26 protein-coding genes and 1 pseudogene are annotated in these 24,584 nt (G+C 54.5%); 20 read left to right on the top strand and 7 right to left on the bottom strand.

From position 1 onward, the window contains the following. The first annotated feature begins 44 nt into the window (after positions 1 to 44). Positions 45 to 545, top strand: a complete 501-nt coding sequence (locus AB4O23_RS18780) for a nuclear transport factor 2 family protein (protein WP_056860327.1) — start codon at positions 45 to 47, stop codon at positions 543 to 545. Between the two features lie 60 nt (positions 546 to 605). Here the strand turns inward: AB4O23_RS18780 and AB4O23_RS18775 are convergent, their stop codons facing one another. Next, positions 606 to 2,000: a heavy metal sensor histidine kinase gene (locus AB4O23_RS18775; protein ID WP_056859942.1), complete on the bottom strand. Its 1,395-nt coding sequence runs from the start codon at positions 1,998 to 2,000 to the stop codon at positions 606 to 608. Next, positions 1,973 to 2,668 carry a heavy metal response regulator transcription factor gene (locus AB4O23_RS18770; RefSeq protein WP_056859943.1) on the bottom strand — a complete coding sequence of 232 codons (696 nt, stop codon included), beginning with the start codon at positions 2,666 to 2,668 and terminating at the stop codon, positions 1,973 to 1,975. The genes AB4O23_RS18775 and AB4O23_RS18770 overlap by 28 nt, the downstream gene beginning before the upstream one ends. 215 nt (positions 2,669 to 2,883) lie before the next feature. Between AB4O23_RS18770 and AB4O23_RS18765 the strand changes: the two genes are divergently transcribed. The 4 genes from AB4O23_RS18765 to AB4O23_RS18750 all read left to right on the top strand — a co-directional run bounded on the left by AB4O23_RS18765 (position 2,884) and on the right by AB4O23_RS18750 (position 6,297). Then, a complete protein-coding gene (locus AB4O23_RS18765; RefSeq protein ID WP_056859944.1) occupies positions 2,884 to 3,495 on the top strand; it encodes a hypothetical protein in 612 nt (203 codons plus the stop codon). 134 nt (positions 3,496 to 3,629) lie between these two features. Then, positions 3,630 to 4,190 carry a cytochrome b/b6 domain-containing protein gene (locus AB4O23_RS18760; RefSeq protein ID WP_460063991.1) on the top strand — a complete coding sequence of 187 codons (561 nt, stop codon included), beginning with the start codon at positions 3,630 to 3,632 and terminating at the stop codon, positions 4,188 to 4,190. Further along, positions 4,183 to 4,953 (top strand): molybdopterin-dependent oxidoreductase, encoded by a 771-nt coding sequence (locus AB4O23_RS18755; protein WP_056859946.1) that lies wholly within the window; start codon positions 4,183 to 4,185, stop codon positions 4,951 to 4,953. Before AB4O23_RS18760 ends, AB4O23_RS18755 begins: the two co-directional genes overlap by 8 nt. Positions 4,954 to 5,904: 951 nt before the next feature. Continuing rightward, the gene (locus AB4O23_RS18750) at positions 5,905 to 6,297 is read left to right on the top strand and encodes a RidA family protein (protein WP_056860328.1); all 393 of its coding nucleotides are present in this window, start codon (positions 5,905 to 5,907) and stop codon (positions 6,295 to 6,297) included. A 154-nt stretch (positions 6,298 to 6,451) separates the two neighbouring features. Here the strand turns inward: AB4O23_RS18750 and AB4O23_RS18745 are convergent, their stop codons facing one another. The 3 genes from AB4O23_RS18745 to AB4O23_RS18735 all read right to left on the bottom strand — a co-directional run bounded on the left by AB4O23_RS18745 (position 6,452) and on the right by AB4O23_RS18735 (position 9,588). Beyond that, the gene (locus AB4O23_RS18745; RefSeq protein WP_056859947.1) at positions 6,452 to 7,393 is read right to left on the bottom strand and encodes an AraC family transcriptional regulator; all 942 of its coding nucleotides are present in this window, start codon (positions 7,391 to 7,393) and stop codon (positions 6,452 to 6,454) included. A 26-nt stretch (positions 7,394 to 7,419) separates the two neighbouring features. Further along, complete coding sequence (locus tag AB4O23_RS18740) at positions 7,420 to 8,253, bottom strand: oxidoreductase (protein ID WP_058426034.1); 834 nt, start codon at positions 8,251 to 8,253, stop codon at positions 7,420 to 7,422. Positions 8,254 to 8,985: 732 nt separating this feature from the next. Then, a complete protein-coding gene (locus tag AB4O23_RS18735) occupies positions 8,986 to 9,588 on the bottom strand; it encodes an XRE family transcriptional regulator (protein WP_027616434.1) in 603 nt (200 codons plus the stop codon). Between the two features lie 160 nt (positions 9,589 to 9,748). Between AB4O23_RS18735 and AB4O23_RS18730 the strand changes: the two genes are divergently transcribed. Together AB4O23_RS18730 and AB4O23_RS18725 are read left to right on the top strand one after the other, a co-directional pair. Then, positions 9,749 to 10,444 carry a B3/B4 domain-containing protein gene (locus AB4O23_RS18730; RefSeq protein ID WP_027616435.1) on the top strand — a complete coding sequence of 232 codons (696 nt, stop codon included), beginning with the start codon at positions 9,749 to 9,751 and terminating at the stop codon, positions 10,442 to 10,444. Positions 10,445 to 10,473: 29 nt separating this feature from the next. After that, the gene (locus tag AB4O23_RS18725; RefSeq protein WP_460060246.1) at positions 10,474 to 11,367 is read left to right on the top strand and encodes a dihydrodipicolinate synthase family protein; all 894 of its coding nucleotides are present in this window, start codon (positions 10,474 to 10,476) and stop codon (positions 11,365 to 11,367) included. A gap of 55 nt (positions 11,368 to 11,422) precedes the next feature. On the opposite strand, the gene AB4O23_RS18720 is transcribed toward AB4O23_RS18725, so the two are convergent. Continuing rightward, positions 11,423 to 11,905 carry a DinB family protein gene (locus AB4O23_RS18720; RefSeq protein WP_027616437.1) on the bottom strand — a complete coding sequence of 161 codons (483 nt, stop codon included), beginning with the start codon at positions 11,903 to 11,905 and terminating at the stop codon, positions 11,423 to 11,425. Positions 11,906 to 12,143: 238 nt separating this feature from the next. On the opposite strand from AB4O23_RS18720, the gene thrC reads away from it, so the two are divergent. The 13 genes and pseudogenes from thrC to AB4O23_RS18655 all read left to right on the top strand — a co-directional run bounded on the left by thrC (position 12,144) and on the right by AB4O23_RS18655 (position 23,999). Continuing rightward, positions 12,144 to 13,547 carry a threonine synthase gene (gene thrC / locus AB4O23_RS18715; RefSeq protein WP_135196280.1) on the top strand — a complete coding sequence of 468 codons (1,404 nt, stop codon included), beginning with the start codon at positions 12,144 to 12,146 and terminating at the stop codon, positions 13,545 to 13,547. Positions 13,548 to 13,561: 14 nt separating this feature from the next. Further along, entirely contained in the window at positions 13,562 to 13,999 is a 438-nt protein-coding gene (locus tag AB4O23_RS18710) for an Lrp/AsnC family transcriptional regulator (protein ID WP_027606629.1), read from the top strand. 117 nt (positions 14,000 to 14,116) lie between these two features. After that, positions 14,117 to 15,166: a homoserine dehydrogenase gene (locus AB4O23_RS18705; RefSeq protein WP_122675015.1), complete on the top strand. Its 1,050-nt coding sequence runs from the start codon at positions 14,117 to 14,119 to the stop codon at positions 15,164 to 15,166. 2 nt (positions 15,167 to 15,168) lie between these two features. Then, positions 15,169 to 16,587 (top strand): aldehyde dehydrogenase family protein, encoded by a 1,419-nt coding sequence (locus AB4O23_RS18700; protein WP_122675014.1) that lies wholly within the window; start codon positions 15,169 to 15,171, stop codon positions 16,585 to 16,587. 51 nt (positions 16,588 to 16,638) lie between these two features. Next, a complete protein-coding gene (locus tag AB4O23_RS18695; RefSeq protein ID WP_139645610.1) occupies positions 16,639 to 17,841 on the top strand; it encodes a trans-sulfuration enzyme family protein in 1,203 nt (400 codons plus the stop codon). Between the two features lie 142 nt (positions 17,842 to 17,983). Beyond that, on the top strand, positions 17,984 to 18,301 hold the full coding sequence (locus tag AB4O23_RS18690) for a DMT family transporter (protein WP_122675166.1): 318 nt from the start codon (positions 17,984 to 17,986) through the stop codon (positions 18,299 to 18,301). A 173-nt stretch (positions 18,302 to 18,474) separates the two neighbouring features. Then, positions 18,475 to 19,257 carry a transporter substrate-binding domain-containing protein gene (locus AB4O23_RS18685; protein WP_027616443.1) on the top strand — a complete coding sequence of 261 codons (783 nt, stop codon included), beginning with the start codon at positions 18,475 to 18,477 and terminating at the stop codon, positions 19,255 to 19,257. Positions 19,258 to 19,308: 51 nt separating this feature from the next. Then, positions 19,309 to 20,037, top strand: coding sequence for an ABC transporter permease (locus AB4O23_RS18680; protein WP_027616444.1), 729 nt, complete (start codon positions 19,309 to 19,311; stop codon positions 20,035 to 20,037). After that, entirely contained in the window at positions 20,034 to 20,744 is a 711-nt protein-coding gene (locus AB4O23_RS18675) for an ABC transporter permease (protein WP_027616445.1), read from the top strand. Before AB4O23_RS18680 ends, AB4O23_RS18675 begins: the two co-directional genes overlap by 4 nt. 52 nt (positions 20,745 to 20,796) lie before the next feature. Continuing rightward, positions 20,797 to 21,558 (top strand): ABC transporter ATP-binding protein, encoded by a 762-nt coding sequence (locus tag AB4O23_RS18670; RefSeq protein ID WP_027616446.1) that lies wholly within the window; start codon positions 20,797 to 20,799, stop codon positions 21,556 to 21,558. 12 nt (positions 21,559 to 21,570) lie between these two features. Further along, positions 21,571 to 22,074, top strand: a complete 504-nt coding sequence (locus AB4O23_RS18665) for an Lrp/AsnC family transcriptional regulator (protein ID WP_051550466.1) — start codon at positions 21,571 to 21,573, stop codon at positions 22,072 to 22,074. Between the two features lie 32 nt (positions 22,075 to 22,106). Continuing rightward, positions 22,107 to 23,093: pseudogene (locus AB4O23_RS18660) on the top strand (cache domain-containing protein); the annotation flags it as partial. A 141-nt stretch (positions 23,094 to 23,234) separates the two neighbouring features. Then, a complete protein-coding gene (locus AB4O23_RS18655; protein ID WP_373682479.1) occupies positions 23,235 to 23,999 on the top strand; it encodes a methyl-accepting chemotaxis protein in 765 nt (254 codons plus the stop codon). Positions 24,000 to 24,026: 27 nt separating this feature from the next. On the opposite strand, the gene AB4O23_RS18650 is transcribed toward AB4O23_RS18655, so the two are convergent. Further along, on the bottom strand, positions 24,027 to 24,491 hold the full coding sequence (locus AB4O23_RS18650) for a LysE family translocator (RefSeq protein WP_460150225.1): 465 nt from the start codon (positions 24,489 to 24,491) through the stop codon (positions 24,027 to 24,029). Positions 24,492 to 24,584: the final 93 nt, after the last annotated feature.

Here is a 24,584-nt window from a genome sequence, read left to right as displayed (position 1 = left end):
TTCGTCGCTTATGCGAAGCCTCAGCAGGAAACCCCATCATGAACATGGAACAACTGACCGCCCGACTGGACGCCCTGGAAAGTCGCGCCGCCATCGAGTCGCTGATAAACGCCTACGCCAATGCCTTCGACCGCATCGACGCCTCGCTCCTGAGCGGTATCTGGCACGAAGAATCAACACTGGATCTACCGGGTTTTGGCCAAGCCGGAAACCGTGACGAAATCCTCGCGATGGCGCAAAACAGCTGGCGCCAGATGCCACATATGCATCACTGGATGGCCAACCCGCTGATCGATATTAAGGGTGACAGCGCGGTGGGTACGGTGGCTGCGGATTGCCTGTTTCACGACATTGAAAAAGGCCCGGTGCAAGTCAGCGGGCTGTACCACGACAGGTTTGAACGTCGGGACGGAAGATGGGCGTTCTTGTCACGTCGTTTTGAACTGCACTTTCTTACACCTTTGAAGGACTGGGTACCCGTTGCTGGCGAAGAAAAGTATGCGCCGGTCGAGCACCAGAGCCTGGGCAAGCCCTCAGACAGTTGACCTGCGCGCATGAGTTTCAGTTGGGGGCAGCGAACGACAAGCACTGTCCGCCGACGTCGTTCAAGCTCCAGGGAATGACAGCGAAAAACAGATAACCCCGGGCTTTGGCTGTTCGACACGCACGTGACCTTCATGCAGTTGCATGATTGCCACGACGATGGCGAGGCCAAGGCCGTAGGAGTCAGAGTTCTGGTGGCGAGACGCATCGCCGCGGTAAAAGCGGTCGAAGAGTTTGCCCACGGTTTCATCACTCAGCACAGGCCCTTGGTTCTTCACTTCAATGCGGGCTCCGCCGGGGGTTTCCATCACCCGGATCTGAATCTCGGTGCCCTCGTAGGCATAGCGAACGGCGTTTGCCACCAGGTTGCTCAAGGCTCTGCGCAGCAGCAAAGGGTCAGCGAGCACGTTTCCATCGCCTGTTATCTGTACGGTCATTCGCCGCTCTTCAGCCAAGCCTTCAAAATAGTCGGCAATGCGCTGCGATTCGTCATGCAGCGATAGTTGCTGGCGCTCCACCAGTGCGTGCGCTTCATCGGCGCGCGCAAGGAACAGAATGCTTTCGACGATGCGCGAGATCCGTTCGAGCTCTTCAAGGTTCGAAGCGATCAGTGCCTGATAGTCATCCTCGCTGCGGCGCTGGCGAAGGGCGACCTGGCAATGCCCCATCAGCGACCCCACCGGCGTGCGGATTTCATGGGCAAGGTCAGCGGAAAATTGCGTCAATCGTTGATAACCCCGGGCAAGACGATCGAGCATCGCGTTATAGGCGTCACTCAGCTGTTGCAGTTCAACCGGCGTATCGGAGCTGTCCATACGGCTGTGCAGACGCTCGGGTGTTATCGCTGCCGCATGCGCGGCCATCTTGCGTAACGGACGCAGCCCTCGACGCAGTACCAGGTAACCCAGCAACGCGGTGGCCAGAAACGCAAGGGCAACGGCCAGGTAGATACGTTCGCGATACGCCGCGAGCATAGCCATTTCCTTGCCCATGAGGTGCGCGGCGGTCAGGCGCACTTCACGTCCCCCCGACGTCGTGACGACGGAGGCGGCGCGCAGCATTGTTCCCGAGTCGGTCACGCCGCTACGCAGGTCACTGACGCTCAGCTTTGTATCCTGGCCGATCACGGGCAGTTCAGGCAACGTGACGTTCAGTGGATTTACCTGGATTACCGGTTGCTGTCCGGGCTCTTCAATGATGAAGATGTCGTCTTCGCTGTCGAGCATGTTCTTGAAAATCTGCGGGCTGTCGCGCAGCTTTTCGATGGCGAGCTCGTAGTGCAGCAGCTTGCGAAAATGTTCCAGGCGGCCCATGACCGCATGATCGCTGTACACCAATACCGAGGCTTTCATCGTCTGATACAGATAAACGCCTGCACCGGCCACGGCCAGCATCGCTACCATGGAAAACGCCACGGTCGATCGCAGGGTCAGAGAGGGTTGGCGTCGGGACCGCATGGCCTCACCTCGCAGACATAGCCGATACCGCGAATGGTATGGATCAGCTTGATAGGGTAGGGCTGATCGACCTTGCTGCGCAGGCGCTTGACCGCTACGTCCACCACGTTGGTATCGCTGTCAAAATTCATGTCCCAGACTTCCGAAGCGATCTGTGTCCTGGACAGCACATCGCCTGCCCGGCGCAGAAATAGATGCAGCAGGGCGAACTCCTTGTTGGTCAGCACGATCACCTGCTGCTGGCGTGTAACGCGGCGCCGGACCAGATCCAGCTCGAGGTCGGCGAGGTGGAAATGGTCGGCTTCGCGCACGACACCACGACGCAAGATGGTGCGGATGCGTAACAGCAGTTCAGTAAACGAAAAAGGTTTGACCAAGTAGTCATCGGCGCCCAGTTCCAAGCCGCGAATGCGGTCCTGCAACTGGTCGCGCGCGGTCAGGAACAGCACGGGGACGTCTTGTCTGGCGCGCAAAAGCTCGATGATCTGAAACCCGTCAATCCCGGGCAACATCACGTCCAGCACGATCAGATCGTAGGTCGTATGCAAGGCCATGTGCAGGCCGTCGGCGCCGTGCTGGGTCCAGTCGACGTTGTAACCGGACTCGCCGAGCCCCTTTTTGAGGTACTCACCTGTTTTGGTGTCATCTTCGATTAGCAGGATATGCATCGTGAGGCGCGCTCGGGTCTCTTCATGACAGGATTCAGCCCGCGACATCGGTATCTCGGCTGTGCAGTGTAACGGGATGAGCGGGCGCAGTCGGTTACATTTCTGTCATTCATGGGCAGGGCTGACGAATGACAAAAATGTCATTCGGCGGTCATCGTGACGTCCCGGTCTGCGGTCGAGGATGGCGGCACATCACCCCATGAGGAATCGTCACCATGCAACTAAAAAACGCCTTGTCTACCACATTCGGTTTGTTGATGCTCAGTGCTGCCGTCATTGCTACCGCGGCTGACATGCCGGTGATCAAACCGCTGCGTGGCACGGTGGAAAGCGTCAGCAACAATACGCTGACATTCACTGTCCGCTCCGGCGCCCAGCAGACTATCGGACTGACTGACAAGACCGGTATCAACCGGGTATCGAAGGCCAATATCGAATCGATCAAATCCGACAGCTTCATTGGCTCGGCGGCCATCCCGCAGGCCAACGGAACATTGAAGGCGCTGGAGGTGACGGTTTTTGACGCCAGCCTGAAGGGCAGCGGCGAAGGTCATTATGGCTGGCAGAACGCGGATGGCAGCACAGGCACCATGACCAACGGTACAGTGGGGAAACTGTCCAAAGCTGACGGCCGCACATTGACCGTCAACTACAAGGGTGGCGAGAAACAAATCGTCGTACCGGACGATGTGCCAATTGCCTACGTCGAGCCAGGCAAAGCCGATGAACTGGTCAAAGGTACGAAAATTGTCGTGTTCCCCGCCGCAGATGGAACCACCGCGCGCGGCATTGCAGTTGGCAAGGATGGCTTCCAGCCACCGATGTAATCACCTGAAAAGGCAGGGGCGCTGCCGCTTGGCAACGCTCCGCTACATGGCTGGTTTCGAGGGGGAAACACGTGAGACAGAAAAAGCTTCATCCCTGGCCGGTTCGCCTCACCCACTGGCTCAACGCCGCCTGCATGGTCTGCATGTTCATGAGCGGTTGGGCCATTTACAACGCCTCGCCACTGTTCGGCTTCAGGTTTCCAGTGTCGGTAACCGTGGGCGGGTGGTTGGGTGGGGCGCTGGCCTGGCACTTTGCATTCATGTGGCTGCTGCTGATCAACGGCGCAATCTATGTGCTGTATGGCGTCGTCAGTCGCCATTTCAAACGTGAGTTGCTGCCCATTGGGCTTGTCGCATTGAAGCGTGATTTTACGGACGCTTTGCGCTTCCGGCTCGTGCATGAAAAGGGTGTCTATAACGCTGTGCAGCGCCTGATGTACTGGATGGTGCTGGCAGGAGGCGCACTCGTCGTCATTTCGGGTGTGGCGATCTGGAAACCCATTCAACTTCAAGAGCTGGTCGCGCTACTGGGCGGCTATGACGTCGCTCGCTACGTACATTTTGCGGCGATGGCGGTAATTGCTGCATTCGTCGTGATTCATCTTGGGTTGGTAATGCTGGTACCCAAAACCCTGCTGCCAATGATTTCAGGTGGGGTGCGGTCGCTTGATATCAGGAGAAATGGCCATGACTGAATCCAGAAAAGGAACTGTTCAGCGCGTCAGGCTTGAACCTGCGCAACAGCTTGAGTTGGAGAATATCCAGCGCCGGCATTTCCTTCGTGCCGGCTTGACCGTGGGTGCGATGTCGATGCTGACCGGCTGCAACCTGCAGGACGGCGATCAGGTTGACAAGGTCCTTTGGGCCATGTCGCGCTGGAACGATAGGGTCCAGGCATGGCTGTTCAGCGGACAGAAACTGGCGCCGACCTTCACCCGCGCGCAGATCACTACGCCATTTCCGTTCAACGCATTCTATGGCCAGGACGATATCCCTGAAGTGGACCTCGCCAGTTACTCGCTCGCCGTCTCCGGCCGGGTCAGGGACAAGGCTCCATGGACACTCGAAAGCTTGCGCAAACTGCCGCAACGTAGCGATATCACCCGTTTGATCTGTGTTGAAGGTTGGAGCGCCATAGGACAATGGGGAGGTGTACCGCTCAAAACCTTTCTGGAACACATCGGTGCCGATACCACAGCGAAATTCGTCGGTTTCAAATGTGCTGATCGCTATTACTCCAGTCTGGACATGCCGACGGCCTTGCACCCACAGACACTGCTGGCGCTGGATTACGCTGATGTCGCGTTGCCGCCCGAGTACGGCTATCCGCTGCGGGTTCGAGTACCCACCAAATTGGGCTTCAAAAACCCCAAGCATGTTGTCGAGATTTTCGTGAGCAACGACAACCCGGGCGGGTATTGGGAAGACCAGGGATACAACTGGTTCAGCGGGATCTGATGGCGCAAAAACTGAACAGCCACGCCAGGAATGCTGGCGAGACTCATGACACCAGACCTGATATGAGGCGTCCCCATGACCTATATATCTGCGGTACCGCCAGCTTCATCAGTGTTACCGACTTCAGAAAACAAGAAGCGGGCAACGACCCATAGTGCAGATTTCCAATCCCAATTGCAGGCTCAGTCCAGATCACCTGTGCAGGAGCCGGATACAACCCGCGCTCATCTGTTATCGGAATCGACCACAAACCTGTCATGCCGGCCGGAGATGCGAGCGCTGCTTCAATTGTTGCCATGGCGAAGGAACGCCGACGGTTCTTTCAGCAGACCGGGCCGATCAGTGCCAGGTACGCGAGCCAGTGGCTTGGATATTGCGGACTTCAACTTCCCTGATCGAAACATTCTGGATAGCAGTGAGATTATCAAACACACCTGCGGAAATGAGGAGGGTAGACGGCCCTACTCAAAGTCCTTTGATGAGCGAATCGTGTGTACTTTCAATGGCGAGGAAAGCGAATTCTCTTCTGATGTGATCTGCAAAGAGGGATTGAATGCGTTCGCTACCGCAGTGGCTCTTTCCCCGATAACCCTCACCTGGTTACCGATTGAGATTGTTAGAGCACCGCTACGGTCGCCTGGCGTACGGATTTTTCGCCGTCGCAAGTCCTCTTCAGTCGAGAGCCACCTTCTCGACAAGTCAATTTCAGAGTAAGGGCGTTAAACGGGCGGATCTCGATAGCTCTTTCGCCGCGGGGCTAGTATTTCTATCGAGAAAGCAGCTACGCCAATGCGCGTCTTTATTTATTAGTGGTCTGTCGTTCGCTTACTGGCCGGGGTTTCTAGAGTGGCGAATGCGGTTTTATGAGGCTGAGTCCCAGTGACCCGATTGGACGCCGTTCTGGCACGTGAGTTAGCTTTCGTATCCGTTTATATTTTGGGCTCCACAACCATGACTGATCGTCAGATCATTGTTCCAGATGGCATGAGATTGCTCTGCGAGCATGCTGGTTATGCACCAGCTGTAAAGGTAGGAAAGACTCTTTACTGCGCTGGTCAGGTAGGCCGGACGCCGGAATTATCAGTTATCGAAGACCCAGAGCAGCAGTTTTTGGCAGCTTGGGACAATCTCCGGCTCGTCTTGGAAGCCGGCGGGTGCGAATTTGAAGATGTCGTCGAAATGACAACTTATCACGTCGATATGCACCGCCACATGCCAATTTTTAGACGCGTGAAGGATAAAGTCTTTCCTCGGAGTACTTGTGCATGGACATGCATAGGTGTCGGTGAACTGGCTCGCCCCGGCCTTCTCGTGGAGATCAAATGCATCGCCGTAGAGCGATAGCTTTTCTGATAGGCCCCTGAATATACAAATCCTGGATGGGTGTTTATCTATGCGGCAGCAGATGTGACACTTCACTCGCCCGTTGTGTCGGCAGGCACGCCATCCGCACGTTCCCACGCCTACTGGCGACGGGCAAGACAGGATTGTTTGAAACTCAGTGTGATGACACGAAGGGCGACGGGGTTGTCGGTGCCGGCAACGTATAAGCCTGCTTCATCCGCGCCACCTCCGCTATTGGCGTGCGTCCGAAGAGGCGCTTGAAATCGCGGCTAAATTGCGAAGCACTTTCATAACCCACCAGAAATGCCGACTTGGCCGCTGTCAGGTCGTTACGCAGCATCAGTAATCGCGCTTGATGCAACCGCGTCGACTTGAGGTACTGCATAGGCGAGGAATCGGTCACCTTGCGAAAATGCAGATGAAAGTTAGGCACGCTCATCTGCGCTTCCTGGGCGAGGATTTCTACATCCAGATGCTCGTGGTAACAGCGGTGGATTTTGTGAATGGCGCGCGTCACCTTGCCGAACTGACCCTGCTGGGCGATAGCCGCGCGTAGGGTACCGCCTTGTTCGCCAGTGAGAATGCGGTAGTAGAGTTCGCGCAACATCGCTGGTCCGAGGATTTGCGCGTCGGTGCAGTCGCCCATGACTTCCAGAAAACGCAGGGTCGACTGGCGCAGCGGTTCGTCCATGGGCGAGGCGTACATACCCATAGGCTGAGCCACGCGGATGTTCCATACCTCATCTACCTGCTGAATCAGCTCGCCGGCCAGATTGAAATCCAGACGTATGTACACCGCCAGCATTGGCTCCGCCTCGCTAGCGTCGGTCTCCATTGTAAAAGGCACTGGCACTGACACCACCAGATAATGCTGGGCGTCATAGATGTAAATTTCATCACCCAGATAGCCGCGTTTCTGCCCCTGACAGAGGATGACGATGCCCGGCTCATATAGAACCGGGGTGCGCTTCAGCGGCCGGTTGGAACGCAGAAAACGCACATCATCCAGCGGACTCAGGTTGTAACCCTCCAGCGGTGCAAGCTGGCCCATCAACTGCACCATACGCGCAGTGCTCGGGTCCTTGGATTTCGGCATCGATTGTACGTTCTCCACTTTTATGCTCAGCCGTCCGTGGAACAGCTCAGCGCTTCCCATTGCTCAATACTCTCCGCCGTCCGCTGCAGCTTGTCACGCACCAGAGCCAGGGCGTCGCTGCCCAGCAGCAGTTGAGCCGGCGGATTAGGGCTGGTGATAATAGTCATCATGGCGCGTGCGGCTTTCTGCGGGTCGCCCAGTTGAAGGCCGCTTTTTTCCTCACGGGCTTTTCGCACCGGGTCGAAAGTCGCATCGTAGTCACTGATACTGCGCGGCGTACGCTGCATCGAACGACCTGCCCAGTCCGTTCGGAAAGACCCCGGCGCCACGGCCGTTACAAAAATATTGAAGGGCGCAAGCTCTTTGTTCAACGTATCAGAGATGCCCTCCAGGGCAAATTTGCTGCCGCAGTAGTAAGCAATACCTGGCATGGTGATATAGCCACCCATGGACGTGATATTGAGGATACGTCCCGCCCGCCGCTGGCGAAAAAAGGGCACAAACGCCTTGGTCATCGCCACCGCGCCGAATACATTGACGTCGAACTGACGGCGCATTTCCTCCAGCGACGACTCCTCGAAAACCCCTTCGTGGCCATAACCCGCGTTGTTAACCAGCACGTCCACCGGGCCATACTGACCCTCAATAGCGGCGACGACGGCGTCGATGGCATTAAAGTGGGTAACGTCCAGCACCACGCCATGGGCTCTCTCAGGCAAGAGCGCCTGGAACGTTGCCAGAGAGGATTCGCTGCGAACAGTGCCGATCACTCGATGGCCCTGAGCGAGAGCTTCCTTAGCCAGGGCCTGGCCAAAGCCGCTACTAACGCCCGTGATAAAAATGGTTTTTTCTGCACGCATGGGGCGCACTCCTGAATATATAAGGTCAGGCTATGCTAGGGCGGAGAGTGGCTGGGAACTATGCCTGATTCGATTTTAGTATTGCCTGATTCTATCGGAGTGCTCGGTGAGCAACCTGAAATCTGCTGGCAAAAAACGAGGCCAAAGGAAGAAAAACGACGGGCTTATTTACCTGCTCTAATGTCTGCTTCGTGTCGCAAGTCGTTTTTCGGTAACGCTGATGTGCATGCGGTCTGGCCGAAGGTGTCGCACCTGCGCTCCAAGGTTTTCGCATTGGCAGTAAAGGCTGCGCGCGCAGTTAATCGCCGAACAGATCGAACATCAGGTGCCTGAACCATTTATTGACGGGGCGCGGTTGTATTTGCTGGGCCAGAATAAATTGATGGCGATTTCGGTGAGGCAACGGGACTGGCGGGCTTGCAAATGAATGGATCTCCATGCCCATGAAAAGCCAGAAATGCTCAGCTAAACAGCCTGCCAGACGAAGCCTAAAGGCTCTCAGGGGCGCCGAAGAACATTTTGACTAGGCTCTAGGACGATATTTTCAGGCAGAAAAATATCAAATATGCCCCCAATTTTGCCCCCAGTTGCATGCGATGCACTCGCAATTGCGAGTGCACGCCCTGGCGGTGATGCTACGTGGGGCTTGATGGCTTTCGGTGGCGCAGCCCTTTTGAAATTGGCTGGTTCGCTCGCCTTACACATGCTCACTGGCTGCGAGTCTGCCGGTATCTACTGATGCATCTCCGTCACGGACATGGTGAACACCAACTTGGATCTGCCAGCGTTGGAATAGGAATGAGGTACATCGGTTTTCGCCACTGCCGAACTCCCCGCAGGGATGACCAACTCTGTTTCCCCTACCACGCATTTCAGCGTGCCTTTCTCCACATGAAACAGTTCAAGCGTGCCCTGAGGATGCCCCTGTGAAGCGAAAGATTCGCCTGGATGCATTTCCCAACGCCACAGCTCGATCATATTAGGGCCGGACGTTCCCGCCAGGAGGCGCGCCGTTCCTCCCAGGTCACCGGTCCAGAGCGTGGGGATGTCTTGGCTGTCGATGATATGGGCGGATGGGGCTTCGGTCACATTGACGATGTCTGCAACAGACAGTCCAAGCGCGGCGGCGATTTTGCAAAGGATGCCGATACTGGGGTTCGCCGTACATTTCTCTATTTCGACAACCATTCCTTTGCTCACGCCAGCACGGCGGGAAAGTTCATCCAGCGTGATCTTCTGTGTTTTGCGTGCCTGTTTAAGTGTGCGCGCAACGGCCAGGCTGACGGCATGAGCATCAGCGCCAGGGGTAGTCGACAGGCTGGTATTGGTGGTCATTGATGAAGGTCATGAGAAAAATGTGCTGGGATTCTCGGCCTTTATAAGTAGCTCCGTCAATCGGCTCAGCCGTTATATTAGATGATAATGGTCATTATATTGACTTTATTGGTCGTCGCTGACTAGCATGAAATGACATTTAGGTTCCTGGAGGTTTTTGATGCTGTCCGTACTGCCGTTAATCGATCAAGCCGTTGCCGAGCTGGCGCCGGAGTTCAGGGCCCTGAGTATCGTGGTGGAAGCTGCACCACTGGCTCATCCTGAGGTGGCCCAGGCTGCGCTGGACCGTGCTTGCAAGGCTGTGCAGGAAGGTGGGCCAAGCTGGGGAGAAGGCCATCTGGCTGCATGGGCTGAGACCTTTCGAAAGTTTGGGGCCAAGCCGCAGCGCACACCTTGTTCAGCTGAAGCGCTGCGTAAACGAGTTTTACGTGACGGCAGCTTGCCTAGCCTGGATCCCATCGTCGATCTCTACAACGCAATCAGCATTGAGTACGCCATCCCGGTTGGCGGGGAAAACATTGAAGCCTATGTGGGCTCCCCACGGCTCGTAGTCGCTGATGGCACTGAGGCTTTTGACACGATGAAAGAGGGGGCTGCTGCCTTCGAGTATCCGGATGCCGGCGAGGTTGTCTGGCGCGATGACAAAGGCGTGACCTGCCGTCGCTGGAATTGGCGGCAAGGTGTCAGGACCCGTCTCGGTGCTGACGCGAGGAGCATGTGGTTCATTCTGGAGAGTCTGCCGGCGATGCCGCTTGAAGCCCTGACGGAAGCGGGGGACAAACTCATCGAAGGGTTGCAGCAAATGATGCCAGGCGTCCAGATCGAAAGCTCACTGATTGGTCCTGGGGCCAAATAGTCCATAGACCACTGCAAGGAGTGATGACGATGTTTACCGGTCTTAGTGCATTTCCTCTGACCCCTATGGATGAGCAGGGTGTGGACGAAAATGCTTTTACTTGTCTTGTGCAGCAATTGGTGGCAGCTAAAGTAGATTCCATCGGGGCTCTAGGATCCACCGGAAGCTATGCGTATCTTTCTCGAGCCGAACGTTCTCGAGTTGCTCAGTTGGCAGTAGAGGCCGCGGAGGACGTGCCTGTGATGGTGAGCATCGGCGCGCTGCGTACACGCGACGTTTTGCTGCTGGCTGAGGATGCGCAAGCCGTGGGGGTCAAAGCCTTGCTGCTGCCACCCGTGTCATATCAAAAACTTGCTCAGGACGATGTGTTCTCGATGTACGAAATGGTTTCGGCCAACGTCTCAATCCCGCTATGTGTCTATGACAATCCTGGTACCACTCATTTCGAATTTACCGATGAGTTACACGGGCGTATTGCAGAGCTACCCAATGTCAGCTCAATCAAAATCCCTGGCGTCCCCGAGGCGCCACATCTGGCCAGGGAGCGTGTGGAGCGCCTGCGGAAATTGATTCCGAGTCACGTGACTATTGGAATAAGCGGCGATGCGTTTGCCGCTGTTGGAATGAATGCCGGCTGCGATGCCTGGTATTCGGTCATGGGCGGTTTGTTCCCCAATACAGCGCTCGCCATCACACGAGCAGCATTGTCAGGTGACGCCTTTGAGGCTATGCGCCTCTCCGAATCCTTGAAGCCGCTTTGGGCATTGTTCAGCCAATTTGGCGGTAGCTTTCGCGTGATAGCCACTGCAGCGGAGCTACGCGGCATTACTCACTCTCCGAGCGTGCCTTTGCCGCTTAGAACCATCGAAGGGGAAGGACGCAAGCAAATTGCAGCGGTGATAGACGCGCTCGAATTGAGCTGAGCACTGCGGTGAACACTCTGCCTCATCATGGTTGAGGAGGCAGAAATCCAACTGCCTACAGTTTCAAAAACGTTGTGAAATGATCTTGGTGTCCCTCCAGGATTTCCCTGGGTAGGATCGTGCTAACACTTCCTCGATGCTGCAGGCCATGAGAAAGCACATGAGCAAGGATTTGTTCTTTGGTCATGTTGCCGGGTTTGCCATCCTTGAAAATAAATTCCACCGGTTCAGACAGCTCCTTTGCAGTGACTGATTTCGTGTAATCGACAAACCATTGATTTGCCGCTGTGAAAGCCTCTTCCAACTGACGAATGTCTTGCCGCTGCTCAGTGACGACGTCGTCAAATTCCTCCGGTTTTCCCTGCAGTCTGGCGATGAATAGTTGGTCCACAATATTGATGTGCCTGAGCCAATAACAGGCCTTCTCCATTTCCACAGGAAACGACTGCGAAATGGGCGCTTTCAAGCACCTGAATAACACATCCTCAGACCATGCCTTGTACTGATAAAGCGAGTGCAGCAGATTCTTGGCACACATGGTGTTCTCCCATTTCTAAGCATTGTCGGCCCTCGCACATCCCATGGGCTTGGACAAAAGGGGGGTTCGTGTAACGGGAACGGAATACCGTTAGCGAGATATAATAGTCGATATATTGACTTTTATGGTCATTGGTATGAAGCTGGATCAAAGGCGATTAACGCTACCGCATTGAATTCCGCAGAAGCCCCAGCTTGCAGGCGGCCGGCTCGGAAATGGCTTGAGGGTGTCTTGGATCATGAAATACGTCAGCACACGGACCCCTGGTAGAACGTACGAATTCAGCGAGGTGCTGATGGGGGCGTACGCGCCTGACGGTGGTTTGTACGTGCCGCACAAGGTTCCCCGCTTCAAAAAGGAGGAGCTCTCAAAGCTCGAATGGTTGCCCTTCCATGAATTGGCTCGCTACGTAATCGAGCCCTTTCTGGGGGGATGGATCGAGCAGGATCTGTTGTCTCGGATGCTTGACGAGATTTTTGATTGTTTTAAAAGCAACGCAGTGACACCGCTGTACCAGACCGCAAGTAACGAGTGGATACTCGAATTGTTTCATGGGCCGTCAGGCGTCTACCAAGACGTTGGCCTTCAGTTGATGTCTCGCTTTATCGATCATGATTTACTCAGGTCTGGTAAGAAGGCGCTGATTATAGGTTGTACAGGTGGAGATACTGGCGCCGCAGCAATAAAAGCATTTTCGGGAATGAAGGGCGTTACGTTGTTGGTATTGCATCCTTCCATGGGGTTAACGGCGGAGGATCGCATACGCTTACTGAGTACGCACGAAGATAATGTTGTGAATGTTGCGGTCGACGGAGACTATTCTGATTGTCATCGTTTGTGTGAGCAGTTCCTGAAACAAAGTAATAATGCACGGCAGCATCTTATTTCGTTCAACTCAGTGCATTGGGTTCGCGTACTTGCGCACCTCTCCTTCTATTTCTATTCTGCTCTTCAGCTCGGTGCGCCTAAAAGAGAGATTGCTTTCAGTGTCCCGACTGGAAATTTTGGCGCCCTGTACGCTGGTTATATTGCCAAGCAAATGGGACTGCCGATTCGACAGCTTATCGTTGCCACGAATACTAACGCCGGACTGCATAACTTTCTCCAATCAAATCTGTACAGTCGAAATGAAATTCGTGCTACCAAAATTCCCACGATGAATGTTTCATTAGCCTCTAATTTTGAGCGCCTACAGTGGAGCATTTTAAATCGATGCGGAGAAAAAGTAGCTCGTAATATGCAGTTGCTAGAAGGCGAGGGAACTATTCAGTTAGCGCAGGATGAATGGTTGGAGGCACGCCAACTGTTTGACTCACTGGCTGTGGACGATGCAGACGCATTCAGTTGTATTCATGAGGTCTTTGCAGAGAGTGGATATCTGGTCAGTCCCAATACCGCCATCGGCTTGCGCGCTGCACGTGTAAGCAGACGCAGCTTGATGATCCCCATGATTTGCCTGGCAACCACACATCCGTCGAAAGTTGGCACTGCAACCCAAAAGTCAGAGATTGTTGGCCACCTAAATACAATTGGTGTTCCTGTAGTTGCTGAACAAGACTGTACTTCAATTCCCAACGACGTCAGGTCGCTGATCTCACTGGTCAGGGCATTATCAAAAGACACGGAGTCTCACTCGTTATAAGTCCGGAGCCAGAGATGAAACGTGTTTTAGATAAAGTTGATGAAAAGATTTTGGAGGAGCTAACTCGCAATGCACGGTTGGCCCACAACGATATTGCCCTAAAAGTCAATTTGTCCAGGAACGCAGTCAGGCTGCGGATTGAGCGATTGGAGCGCGATGGGTATGTCCGAGGCTACACAATTATTAAAGGTATGCCTTCAGCTGATGCAGGACCCATTAATGCATTAATCTTCGTTTATCGTAAGGATCGTATGCGAGATTCAGAAGTTGTTCGTTCCGTTGGTGCAATGCCTGAAGTTATTTCCTGCAATGTGATGAGTGGCGACCTCGATATTGTACTGACGGTTCAGGCGATGAATGCAGATCGTATCCACAGGGTATGGAGTGAGATCTCGACGCTGCCGGGAGTCCTGAATACCGTAACGTCTTTTGTTCTGTCGAGCACAAAATAGCAAGTTGCGCTGTTGTACGAGCATTTTGCTCGCAACAACGTTCTGTTTGCCATATTCGTAAAGTTAAGTTGGCGGCTTACTATCTCAGCACCACAACATAACAATGAGAACCCTGTCGTGACTGAATACAAAATTGCGTTGCTTGGATTTGGTGGCGTTAACCGCGCGCTGACCCAGCTTATTGCCGATAAGAATTCGCGTTGGGCCGATGAATTAGGTTTTACCTTGAAGATTGTCGGTGTCAGTGACCTTTACCTCGGTTCGATCATTAACAAAGACGGCCTGGACGCTCGTGAATTGGCAGCAGTGCCTGCTGCTAAAGGCAGTTTCAGGACCCTGGCCGGCGGGACTGCTGAGCCGGCAAACGAAACCGTTATCCGCTTCTCTGGCGCCGATATTGTCGCTGAGGCAACGTTCACCAATCCTGTGGATGGTGAACCGGCTACGACCTTCTGCCGCTGGGCTCTGGAAAAGGGCGTCAGTGTCGTGACCACCAACAAAGGGCCCGTGGCGCTGCATGCACAAAGCTTGAAGACGCTGGCCGATAGCACCGGCGCCTGCTTTGAATTTGAAGGTTCTGTCATGAGTGGGACCCCGGTTATCCGTTTGGCCAAGGAGTCACTGGCAGGCTCGGAAATCACCGGCTTCAAGGGGATTCTCAACGGTACTTCAAACTTTGTCCTCTCCAGCATGGAGACGGGGTTGGACTTCTCCAGTGCTGTCGCAAAAGCGCAGGAACTGGGGTATGCCGAAGCTGACCCAACAGCGGATGTAGAAGGGCACGATGTGCGCTTGAAGGTTGTCATCCTCGCCAATGAACTGCTAGGCGCAAAACTCAAACCAAGCGACGTCCTGTGCAAAGGGATTTCTGAAATCACGGCCAAGGATATTGCCGAGGCGACGAAAGCAAATGCCCGCTGGAAGCTGATTGGCAGCGCAGAGAAACGGAGCGATGGTTCGATTTCAGCATCAGTGAGTCCGAAGCTCTTGCCGGCGAGCGACGCGCTCTCAGCCGTGAGCGGAGCCACCAACGCAATTACCTTCAACACGGCCATTCTCGGTCCCGTCACTGTAGTGGGTGCGGGGGCAGGTCGTTTTGAAACCGCATTTGCCTTGCTCGCCGACATCGTAAGCATCCACAACCACAAAACCACGTCAGGTAAGTAATCATGAATAGCTTGAGTCTCTCGCTCGCTGCTGATTATAAGGCCATTACGGTGCTCAGCCCGTTTGACGGCAGCAAAGTGGGTGAAGTGGCAGACATACCCGCATCATCCGCTACCACGATAGTTGACACCGCCATTTTAGGTGCCTTGATTGCCAAGGATCTGCCGCGCCATGAGCGTGCGCGTATCTTGGAAAAGGCCGCAAGCTCAGTCGAGCGTGACAAGGACTCCTTTGCCAAACTGATCGTCGCGGAGTCAGGAAAAACGCTGAAGCAGGCGCGAAAGGAGGTGTTGCGATGCGTCAATACCTTGAAGTTGTCTGCCGAAGAAGCCAAGCGCAATGCCGGTGAAGTCATTCCTTTTGACGCCTATGTCGGGTCTGAATCCCGTCAGGGCTGGTTCACCCGTGAACCGTTGGGCGTCATCGTTGCCATCACCCCTTACAACGACCCGCTTAACCTGGTCGCGCATAAATTGGGGCCTGCCATTGCAGGAGGAAATGCAGTTGTTCTAAAGCCGTCTGAGCTCACACCGCTATCAGCGATCAAGCTGGTGGAGTGCTTGATCGACGCGGGTCTGCCTCCGGTTGTTGCCACCGTCGCAACAGGCGGCGCCGCCCTGGGCAAGGCTCTTGTGGCCCACCGTGCGGTGCGCATGGTGTCTTTCACTGGCGGCTTTGTCACGGGTGAGCAGATCGCTCGTACAGCTGGCCTCAAGAAGCTAGCGATGGACCTTGGCGGTAATGCGCCGGTCATCGTGATGGCTGATTGTGATTTGGATGAAACCGTTGATTCATGCGTGTCGGGGGCTTTCTGGGCGGCCGGACAAAACTGCATCGGTACCCAACGGATCCTCATCGAGGCCTCACTCTATGAAACCTTCAAAACGCGCTTTGTTGAACAGACCTCTAAGTTGATCGTCGGTAACCCTGCAGATGAGCAGACGGACGTAGGGCCGATGATTACCGAGGCGTCAGCCAAGCGTACCGAGGAAGTGGTCAATGACGCCATTGCCAAAGGCGCCACGTTGTTGTTTGGCAACACATGTAACGGCTCGCTCTATTCACCTACCGTGCTGGAAGGCGTCGACCGCCAATGCAAGTTGTGGTGCGAAGAAGTGTTCAGCCCGGTGGTCATCCTCCAGAGCGTCGCCTCCCTGGATGAAGCGTTAGCGCTGGCTAACGAGCCTGAATACAGCCTGCATGCTGGGATCTTCACCAGCAATCTAAAGGTTGCAATGACCGCCGCTAAACGACTGGAGGCGGGCGGGGTGATGATCAACGACTCTTCCGACTACCGCTTTGATGCAATGCCTTTCGGCGGTTTCAAGTACGGGAGCATGGGCCGCGAGGGCGTACGTTTTGCTTACGAAGATATGACGCAGCCCAAGGTCATTTGCATCAACGGTGTGAGTGGAAGCTAAACAATTCGCTCAACTCAAGAATGAATTACACAACAATAACGAGGAATCGACATGCGCCCCGATAAGCACAACCTTTCGACATTATCTGCAGCGACACTTGCTGTTCATGGCGGCAATGTCGCGGATGTCACCAGTGGCGCCGTCCGTACGCCATTGGTTATGGCGAACTCCTATCTCTTGCCGGAAGACCCCGCGACCATGGACTGGTCGAGCCCGGACGGGCTCGTGTACACACGCAATCAAGGCCACAACCAGGTTTGCCTTGAGAAAAAACTCGCAGCCCTTGAGGGTTGTGAAGACGCGGTGGTATTCGCGACCGGTGTTGCTGCCTTGCACTCGGTATTTTTTTCATTCTTGAAAAGTGGTGATCACGTCATCGTCAGTGACATCACCTACCAGGCAGTCTGGCGGCTTTTCGCCGAACTACTGCCTGAACGTTACGGCATTGAGGCAACCTTCGTAGACGTAGGTGACCTGGAATCGGTACGTAACGCCATTCGCCCCAATACCAAGCTGATCCACACTGAAACGATCGCCAACCCCACCACGAAAGTTGCAGACATTGCGGCATTGGCTGAGATTGCACACGCTCATGGCGCGCTGATCTCTGTGGATGCCACATTCACGCCGCCTCCATTTTTTCGTGCAAGTCAACACGGTGTCGACTTCGTCATTCACTCATTGACCAAGTACATCAATGGCCATGGTGATGCCATGGGCGGGGTAGTGATCGGCTCCAACCAGTTGATCAACAAGATCAAGAATGATGCCTTGGTTGACCTCGGCGCGACCATTTCGCCGTTCAACGCGTGGATGATCATGCGCGGCTCGGTCACGTTGCCTCTGCGCTTGAAGCAATTATTGAACTCGGCCGAAAAGTTGGCTCAGTTTCTGGATAGCGATGATCGGATTGCCTACGTCTACTACCCCGGTTTGCCCTCCCACCCGCAGCATGAGTTGGCGCGCCGGCAATTTGCGGGCAAGGGCTATGGTGCTGTGATGGCGTTTGCCGTAGAGGGTGATCCTGATACCCAGAATCGCTTTGTCTCGAACCTGCGCATCATCACGTCGGCCGTTTCATTAGGGCATGACGAATCACTGATCGTGCACGTAGGTGCAGAGGGTCGAGGCGGCTTTGACAAGTACCCCGAAGAGTTCCGCCAGTACGGTCATTTGCGGTTTTCTGTAGGGCTGGAAGACCCAGAAGACTTGATCAAGGATATTGCGTTCGCGCTGGACGCAACATTCAAGTGATTTGAATACGGGCGCTATGTAACCAGGGTTTGGTCAACCCGTCTTTACCCCCGTCCTCGCGGGGGTCTTTTTAATAACGTTGACGTGTTAATTGCGCCTGGCGCAAACAGTCTTGGTGTTTTTTATTGATTGGGAGTTGCTCATGGCTTGGGTGAGTTTGATAGTTGCGGGGATATTTGAAGTTGTGTGGGCTTTTTCGATGAAGCAATCTGAAGGGTTTACGCGATTAGTGCCCACGGTCATTACATTTGTAACCGTGATTGCCAGTTTTGCGCTGTTGTCCTTCTCGATGAAGAGCTTGCCGCTGGGTACGGCATACACCATCTGGACGGGGATCGGCGCTGTGGGAGCTTTTGCTGCAGGTATTTTCTTCATGGGTGAACCCGCCACGCTGTTGCGTATCGTGGCCGCCGTATTGATTGTCAGTGGACTGTTAATGATGAAATTGGTGTCTGCTTGAAAGGCGAGCATTTTGCTCGTGATAACGTTCAATTTGCCATATTCGTAAAGTCGCCGTACTCAGGTAACGTTCAAGTCCAGACGCAGGTCTCGCTAAATAATAACGAGCGTCATGGTTAATGCTGTCGGATGTTTACTGCCCTTAATCCAACTACAATATCTAGGGATGTAATTATGATTTCGCTAAAGAAGCTATGTTTAGTAATGGGCTTGGCGTTGTGCACAAGTGCAGTGTCTGCCAAAGAATACTCCACCTTGCGTTTCGGCGTAGATGCCAATTACGCGCCGTTTGAGTCCAAGGCCGCCGATGGCAGCCTCAAGGGATTTGATATTGACTTGGGCAACGCGATTTGCGCCAAGCTTTCAGTCAAATGCATCTGGGTGGAAAGCGATTTTGATGGCCTGATTCCAGGCCTCAGGGCCGGCAAGTTCGACGGTATCCTGTCATCCATGACCGTGACGGCCACTCGTGAAAAAGCCATTGATTTTTCAAGCGAGCTTTTCTCCGGATTCACGTCCTATGTGTTCAAGAAGGGGTCGGACCTGAGCACGGATGTGGCATCACTCAAAGGCAAAACGGTTGGCTATTTTCAAGGCAGTATCCAGGAAGCTTACGCCAAGGCCGTGCTGGACAAAGCCGGGATAAAAATCCAGTCCTATCAGAACCAGGATCAGGTGTATTACGACCTGGTAGCGGGGCGGCTGGATGCATCCCTTCAGGATGCGCTTCAAGCCCAACTGGGTTTTATCAACTCCCCCCAGGGCGCTGACTACGAAATGAGCCCGTCGGTCGAGAGCCCTTATCTTCCCTCCAAAACAGCCATCGGCATCGCCAAGGGCAATACAGAGCTCAAGGCCTTGCTGGATAAAGCGATCCAGGCTCTTCACGACGATGGCACCTATGATTCGATCCAGAAGCAGCATTTTGGCGATCTGAATCTTTACAGCGGCAAATAACCACCCGGCGCTCGTCCGCTGGATGGGCGTTTTCGCTATAGGTTGTTGATCATGTTTGAACCATTATTAGGCGCATTGGGGCTCTCTGCATTCAGCTTGCAAGGCTTCGGTCCGCTGCTGCTCGAAGGCACCTGGATGACCGTCAAGCTGTCCCTGTGCTCTCTTTTGCTTAGCGTATTGCTCGGGTTGATGGGCGCCAGCGCTAAACTGTCCAGTCTCAAGCTGCTGCGTATGCCCGCGCAGCTCTACACCACACTGATTCGTGGGGTGCCGGATCTGGTGCTGATGCTGTTGATTTTCTACAGTCTGCAAACCTGGCTGACGGTCATCACAGTGGCATTGGGCTGGCAGTACATCGAAATCAATCCCTTCGTCGCAGGAATCATCACCCTTGGTTTTATCTACGGCGCCTATTTCACCGAAACTTTCCGCGGCGCCATGCTGGCCGTACCCCGTGGACAGGTCGAAGCCGCTACTGCCTATGGGTTAAGTCGCGCCCAGCGTTTTCGCTTTGTGGTATTCCCGCAAATGATGCGGTTTGCCCTCCCGGGGCTGGGTAATAACTGGATGGTAATTCTTAAAGCCACCGCATTGGTGTCGATCATCGGCCTGGCTGATTTGGTAAAGGCTGCCCAGGACGCAGGAAAAAGTACCTATCAATTGTTCTTTTTCCTGGTACTGGCTGCACTGACCTATCTGATCATCACCAGCATCTCCAACTTCGTCCTGCGCTGTCTGGAAAAACACTACGCCGCGGGTTTACGGGAGGCAGTGCGATGATCGAACTACTGCAGGAGTACTGGAGGTCATTCGTCTACAGCGATGGCCAGCAAATCACTGGTCTGGCCATGACACTATGGTTGCTCAGCGCATCGCTTTTCATCGGCTTTATCGTATCTATTCCATTGTCCATCGCACGCGTGTCCCCCAGGTTTTACGTGCGCTGGCCAGTGCAGTTTTATACCTACCTGTTCAGGGGGACACCGCTCTACATCCAACTGCTGATCTGCTACACCGGAATCTACAGCCTCGCCGCAATACGCGCTCAGCCTGTGTTGGACGCATTCTTTCGCGATGCAATGAACTGCACCATTCTTGCCTTCGCTCTGAACACGTGCGCTTACACCACCGAGATATTTGCCGGGGCCATTCGCAACATCGCTCATGGCGAAGTCGAGGCGGCAAAAGCGTATGGCCTCTCGGGATGGAAACTCTATGCGTTTGTGATCATGCCGTCAGCCTTGCGTCGCTCGCTGCCGTATTACAGCAACGAAGTGATCTTGATGCTGCACTCAACCACGGTGGCATTCACCGCCACGGTGCCGGACATTCTCAAAGTTGCCCGTGACGCGAACTCAGCGACCTTTTTAACCTTTCAATCGTTTGGGATTGCGGCACTGATTTACCTGGCGGTCACCTTTGCGTTGGTCGGAGTGTTCCGAATTGCCGAACGTCATTGGCTGGCCTTTTTAGGGCCGACTCACTGAGCCCTGTATCTGACAGGGCCGCTCCCAACCCGCTTAGAGGATGATTGCGAACATGTACAAATTGACGGTTGACGGACTACACAAGAGTTACGGTACCCATGAAGTACTCAAGGGTGTTTCCCTGCAGGCCAAAACGGGCGATGTCATTAGCCTGATCGGCGCGAGCGGTTCGGGAAAGAGTACGTTCCTGCGCTGTATCAATTTTCTCGAAACACCCAACGACGGTGCCATGAGTTTGGATGGCAAACCAATTTGCATGGTTAAAAATCATGCTGGATTACGTGTGGCGGATGACCGCGAGCTGCAACGACTGCGTACCCGCTTGGCCATGGTCTTCCAGCATTTCAACCTGTGGGGACACATGACCGTGTTGGAAAACATCACCATTGCCCCGCGTCGGGTGCTAGGCATCAGCAAAAAAGACGCAGAAGACCGTGCGCGGCGATACTTGGATAAAGTCGGCTTGCCTGCCCGTGTTGCCGATCAGTTCCCTGCATTTCTTTCCGGTGGTCAACAGCAGCGGGTAGCGATCGCCCGCGCCCTCGCCATGGAGCCCGAAGTCATGCTGTTCGACGAACCCACCTCGGCGCTTGACCCTGAGGTGGTGGGCGAGGTGCTCAAAGTCATCCAGGGGCTTGCTGAAGAGGGGCGCACCATGATCATGGTGACCCATGAAATGGGGTTTGCACGCAAAGTGTCGAACCAACTGCTGTTCCTTCATCAAGGACTGGTTGAAGAGCAGGGCGGACCTGAAATTCTGGATAACCCCAGAAGCGAGCGCCTGCAGCAGTTTCTGTCCAACGGGCTTAAGTGAAATGCTTTGGCTATGACCAGCGGAACAAAGAACCACGCGGCCCATGAGGGTTTGGGACGCATCGACGCGGCCATCGTCGACGTATTGCGCCGCAATGGGCGCATCACCTATAAAAAACTCGCCTCACTGGTGCACTTGAGCGAGAGCCCTTGTCAGCAACGCGTTCGCAAGCTGGAGAGGCTGGGCGTCATCCGCGGTTACGGGGCATTTATTGACGAGCGCAAGCTATTACCCGGTTTATCACTGGTGGTTCTAGTGACACTGGATGAGGGCAGGAGATGCAGCACGCAAAAGGTATTTGAGGCGCTTGTCAGTGCTTGCCCGCAAGTCATTGAGTGTCACTTGGTGAGTGGTGCGCTTGATTACTGCCTCCGAATACGCTGCCGGGATATGGAGCATTTCCGATCAATCACTGAATCATGGCTGGAGAGCACTGAACTGCACCTCGAGAAACTAGTGGCCTATCCACAGCTGGCCGTCATCAAGCCTTCATCGACGCACCTTGGTATCGAATAACAATTACAACACTTCACGCCTAGAGATAAACCATGATGATTGCGAACCTGAAGTTCAGTCATAAGGTATTGCTTGCAGCATCATTCGTTGTTGTCGCAGCGTTTTCGCTTTTTACGCTTTACAACGACTCGATTCAGCGCAAAACCATTCGCTCGAACCTTGAAAACCACCTAGAGGAAATGAGCAAGATCACGGCTGCAAGCGTTCAGTTCTGGCTCTCTGGGCGGGTACTTCTAATAGATCATGTTGCCCAGGAGGTTGCCAATGATCCCGCGTCGCAAAACATCACGCGGCTGCTGGAGCAGAGGTCGTTGCTATCGACGTTTACCTTCACTTATCTAGGCAGTCGTAACGGTAGTTTCGTCATCCGGCCAAAGGACGATCTACCTGCTGATTACGATCCTCGCACCCGGCCTTGGTATACCGACGCAATGGCTGCAGGAGGGACAACGCTGACTGAGCCTTACCTCGATGTGACGACAGGGCAACTGATGATGACCATTGCAACGCCGGTCAGTCAGGACGGCCAGCCGCTTGGAGTGGTAGGCGGGGATCTTACACTGGAGACGCTGGCGACCATTGTCAGCTCGCTCGACCTAGGTGGAATTGGCTATGCCTTTCTGGTCAACGCAGATGGCAGGGTGTTGGTTCATCCAGAAAAAGAACGGGTGATGAAGCAATTGAGCGATATTTACCCCCTGAACACGCCATCACTTAGCTCCCATATCAGCGAGACGGAGCAGGACGGAAAACCTCAAATTTTGATGTTCTCGCCGATCAAGGGACTGCCTTCGGTGAACTGGTATATCGGTTTGTCCATCGACAAAAGCAAAGCTTATGCGGCACTTGATGACTTTCGCACTTCCGCCATTTTGTCGATGGTTATTGCCGTTGCGACCACGCTGCTTTTGCTGGGCTTGCTTATTCGCGTACTGATGCGGCCCCTGAGGTTGATAGGTACAACCATGCGGGATATCGCCCAGGGAGAGGGCGACCTTACCCGCCGCTTGAGTGCGCATTCGAAAGATGAGTTCGGAGAACTGGCCGCAGACTTCAACCTTTTCGTGGAACGTATTCAGCACTCAATACGTGAAGTGTCTTCTGCTACCGAGCATGTCAATGAAGTGGCCAGGCGTGTAACGCAGACCTCTAGTGCGTCAATGTCGAACTCGGACGACCAGGCCAATCGCACCAACAGTATTGCGGCCGCGATTAACGAACTCGGCGCGGCGGCCCAGGAAATCGCGCGTAACGCAGGTGACGCTTCCCTTCAGGCGTCGGATGCCCGGTGCCAGGCTGAAGATGGCCGCGAGGTGGTGACCCAAACGATAAATGCCATGGGCGCGCTCTCTGGGAAAATCCGCACGTCATGCAGCAACATAGAGGCGCTGAATGGTAAGACCGAAAATATCGGTCGAATTCTTGAAGTCATCAAGGGCATTTCCGAACAGACCAACCTGCTGGCACTCAATGCCGCGATCGAGGCCGCGCGGGCGGGTGAAGCCGGGCGTGGGTTTGCTGTTGTAGCTGACGAAGTTCGCAGCCTGGCTTACCGCACGCAGACGTCAGCCCAAGAGATCCATACAATGATTGCAGAGCTTCAGATGGGCGCACGTGAGGCGGTACTCACCATGAACGAAAGCGAGCGCTACAGTAAGGACGGCGTGATTATCGCCAACCAGGCCGGTGAGCGGCTGGGCAGCGTCAGTCAGCGCATCGGCGAGATTGACGGAATCAACCAGTCGGTGGCGACAGCAACTGAAGAGCAAACTTCGGTCATCGGTTCACTGAACATCGACATCACCGAGATCAAAAACCTCAACCAGGAAGGGGTGGAAAACCTGCAGGCCACACTGCTTGCTTGTGACGATCTTGAACGACAAGCCACACGACTCAAGCAGCTGGTGGATGGCTTTCGAACTTAGGCCATCCCTACAAGAGCAGGCATTGAATCACGCGCGCGAGAACAGCAGCTTAAAACCTGCTGCGCCAAAGACCAACGCAAGGGTGCCTTCAATCCATCGGCGCGCCCTGCGATAACCCCGAATCATCGGTGCCGTGGAGAAAACGATCGCATAACCGCAGAAAATAGAAATGCTCAACACGGCACAGCCAGCCAGGATGATCATAACTGTTACAGGTGTCGCTTGTGGTCCCGAGTCGAGCGTCATCGTGGCGATCCAACCCAGTAATGCCTTTGGGTTGGTCAGGTGCATAAGCAAGCCCCGCCGGTAGAGGCCAAAACCCGAGATAGGCGGTGCTGCGCCCAGCGCTTTCTCAATTTTCTCGTCAGGTGTCAGGGCAGAACGTCCCGCTTTCAGGGCTAGGAACAGCAAGTATGCTCCGCCGACGATCTTGAGCACGAAGAGTGCCTCTGCGAACTGAAGCAGAATGGCCGAGACGCCTGTGGCGGCCATCGATCCCCAAAAAAAGAACCACTGATCACTCCGGCTGCAAGCATCAGCGCAGGTTTTCTGCCTTGGTGCATGGCAACGCCCATGATCCGCATA

This window comes from Pseudomonas sp. H2_A10, assembly GCF_054680085.1.
Note: the sequence above shows the minus strand (reverse complement) of the source record. Positions and strands in the feature narration are given on the sequence as shown.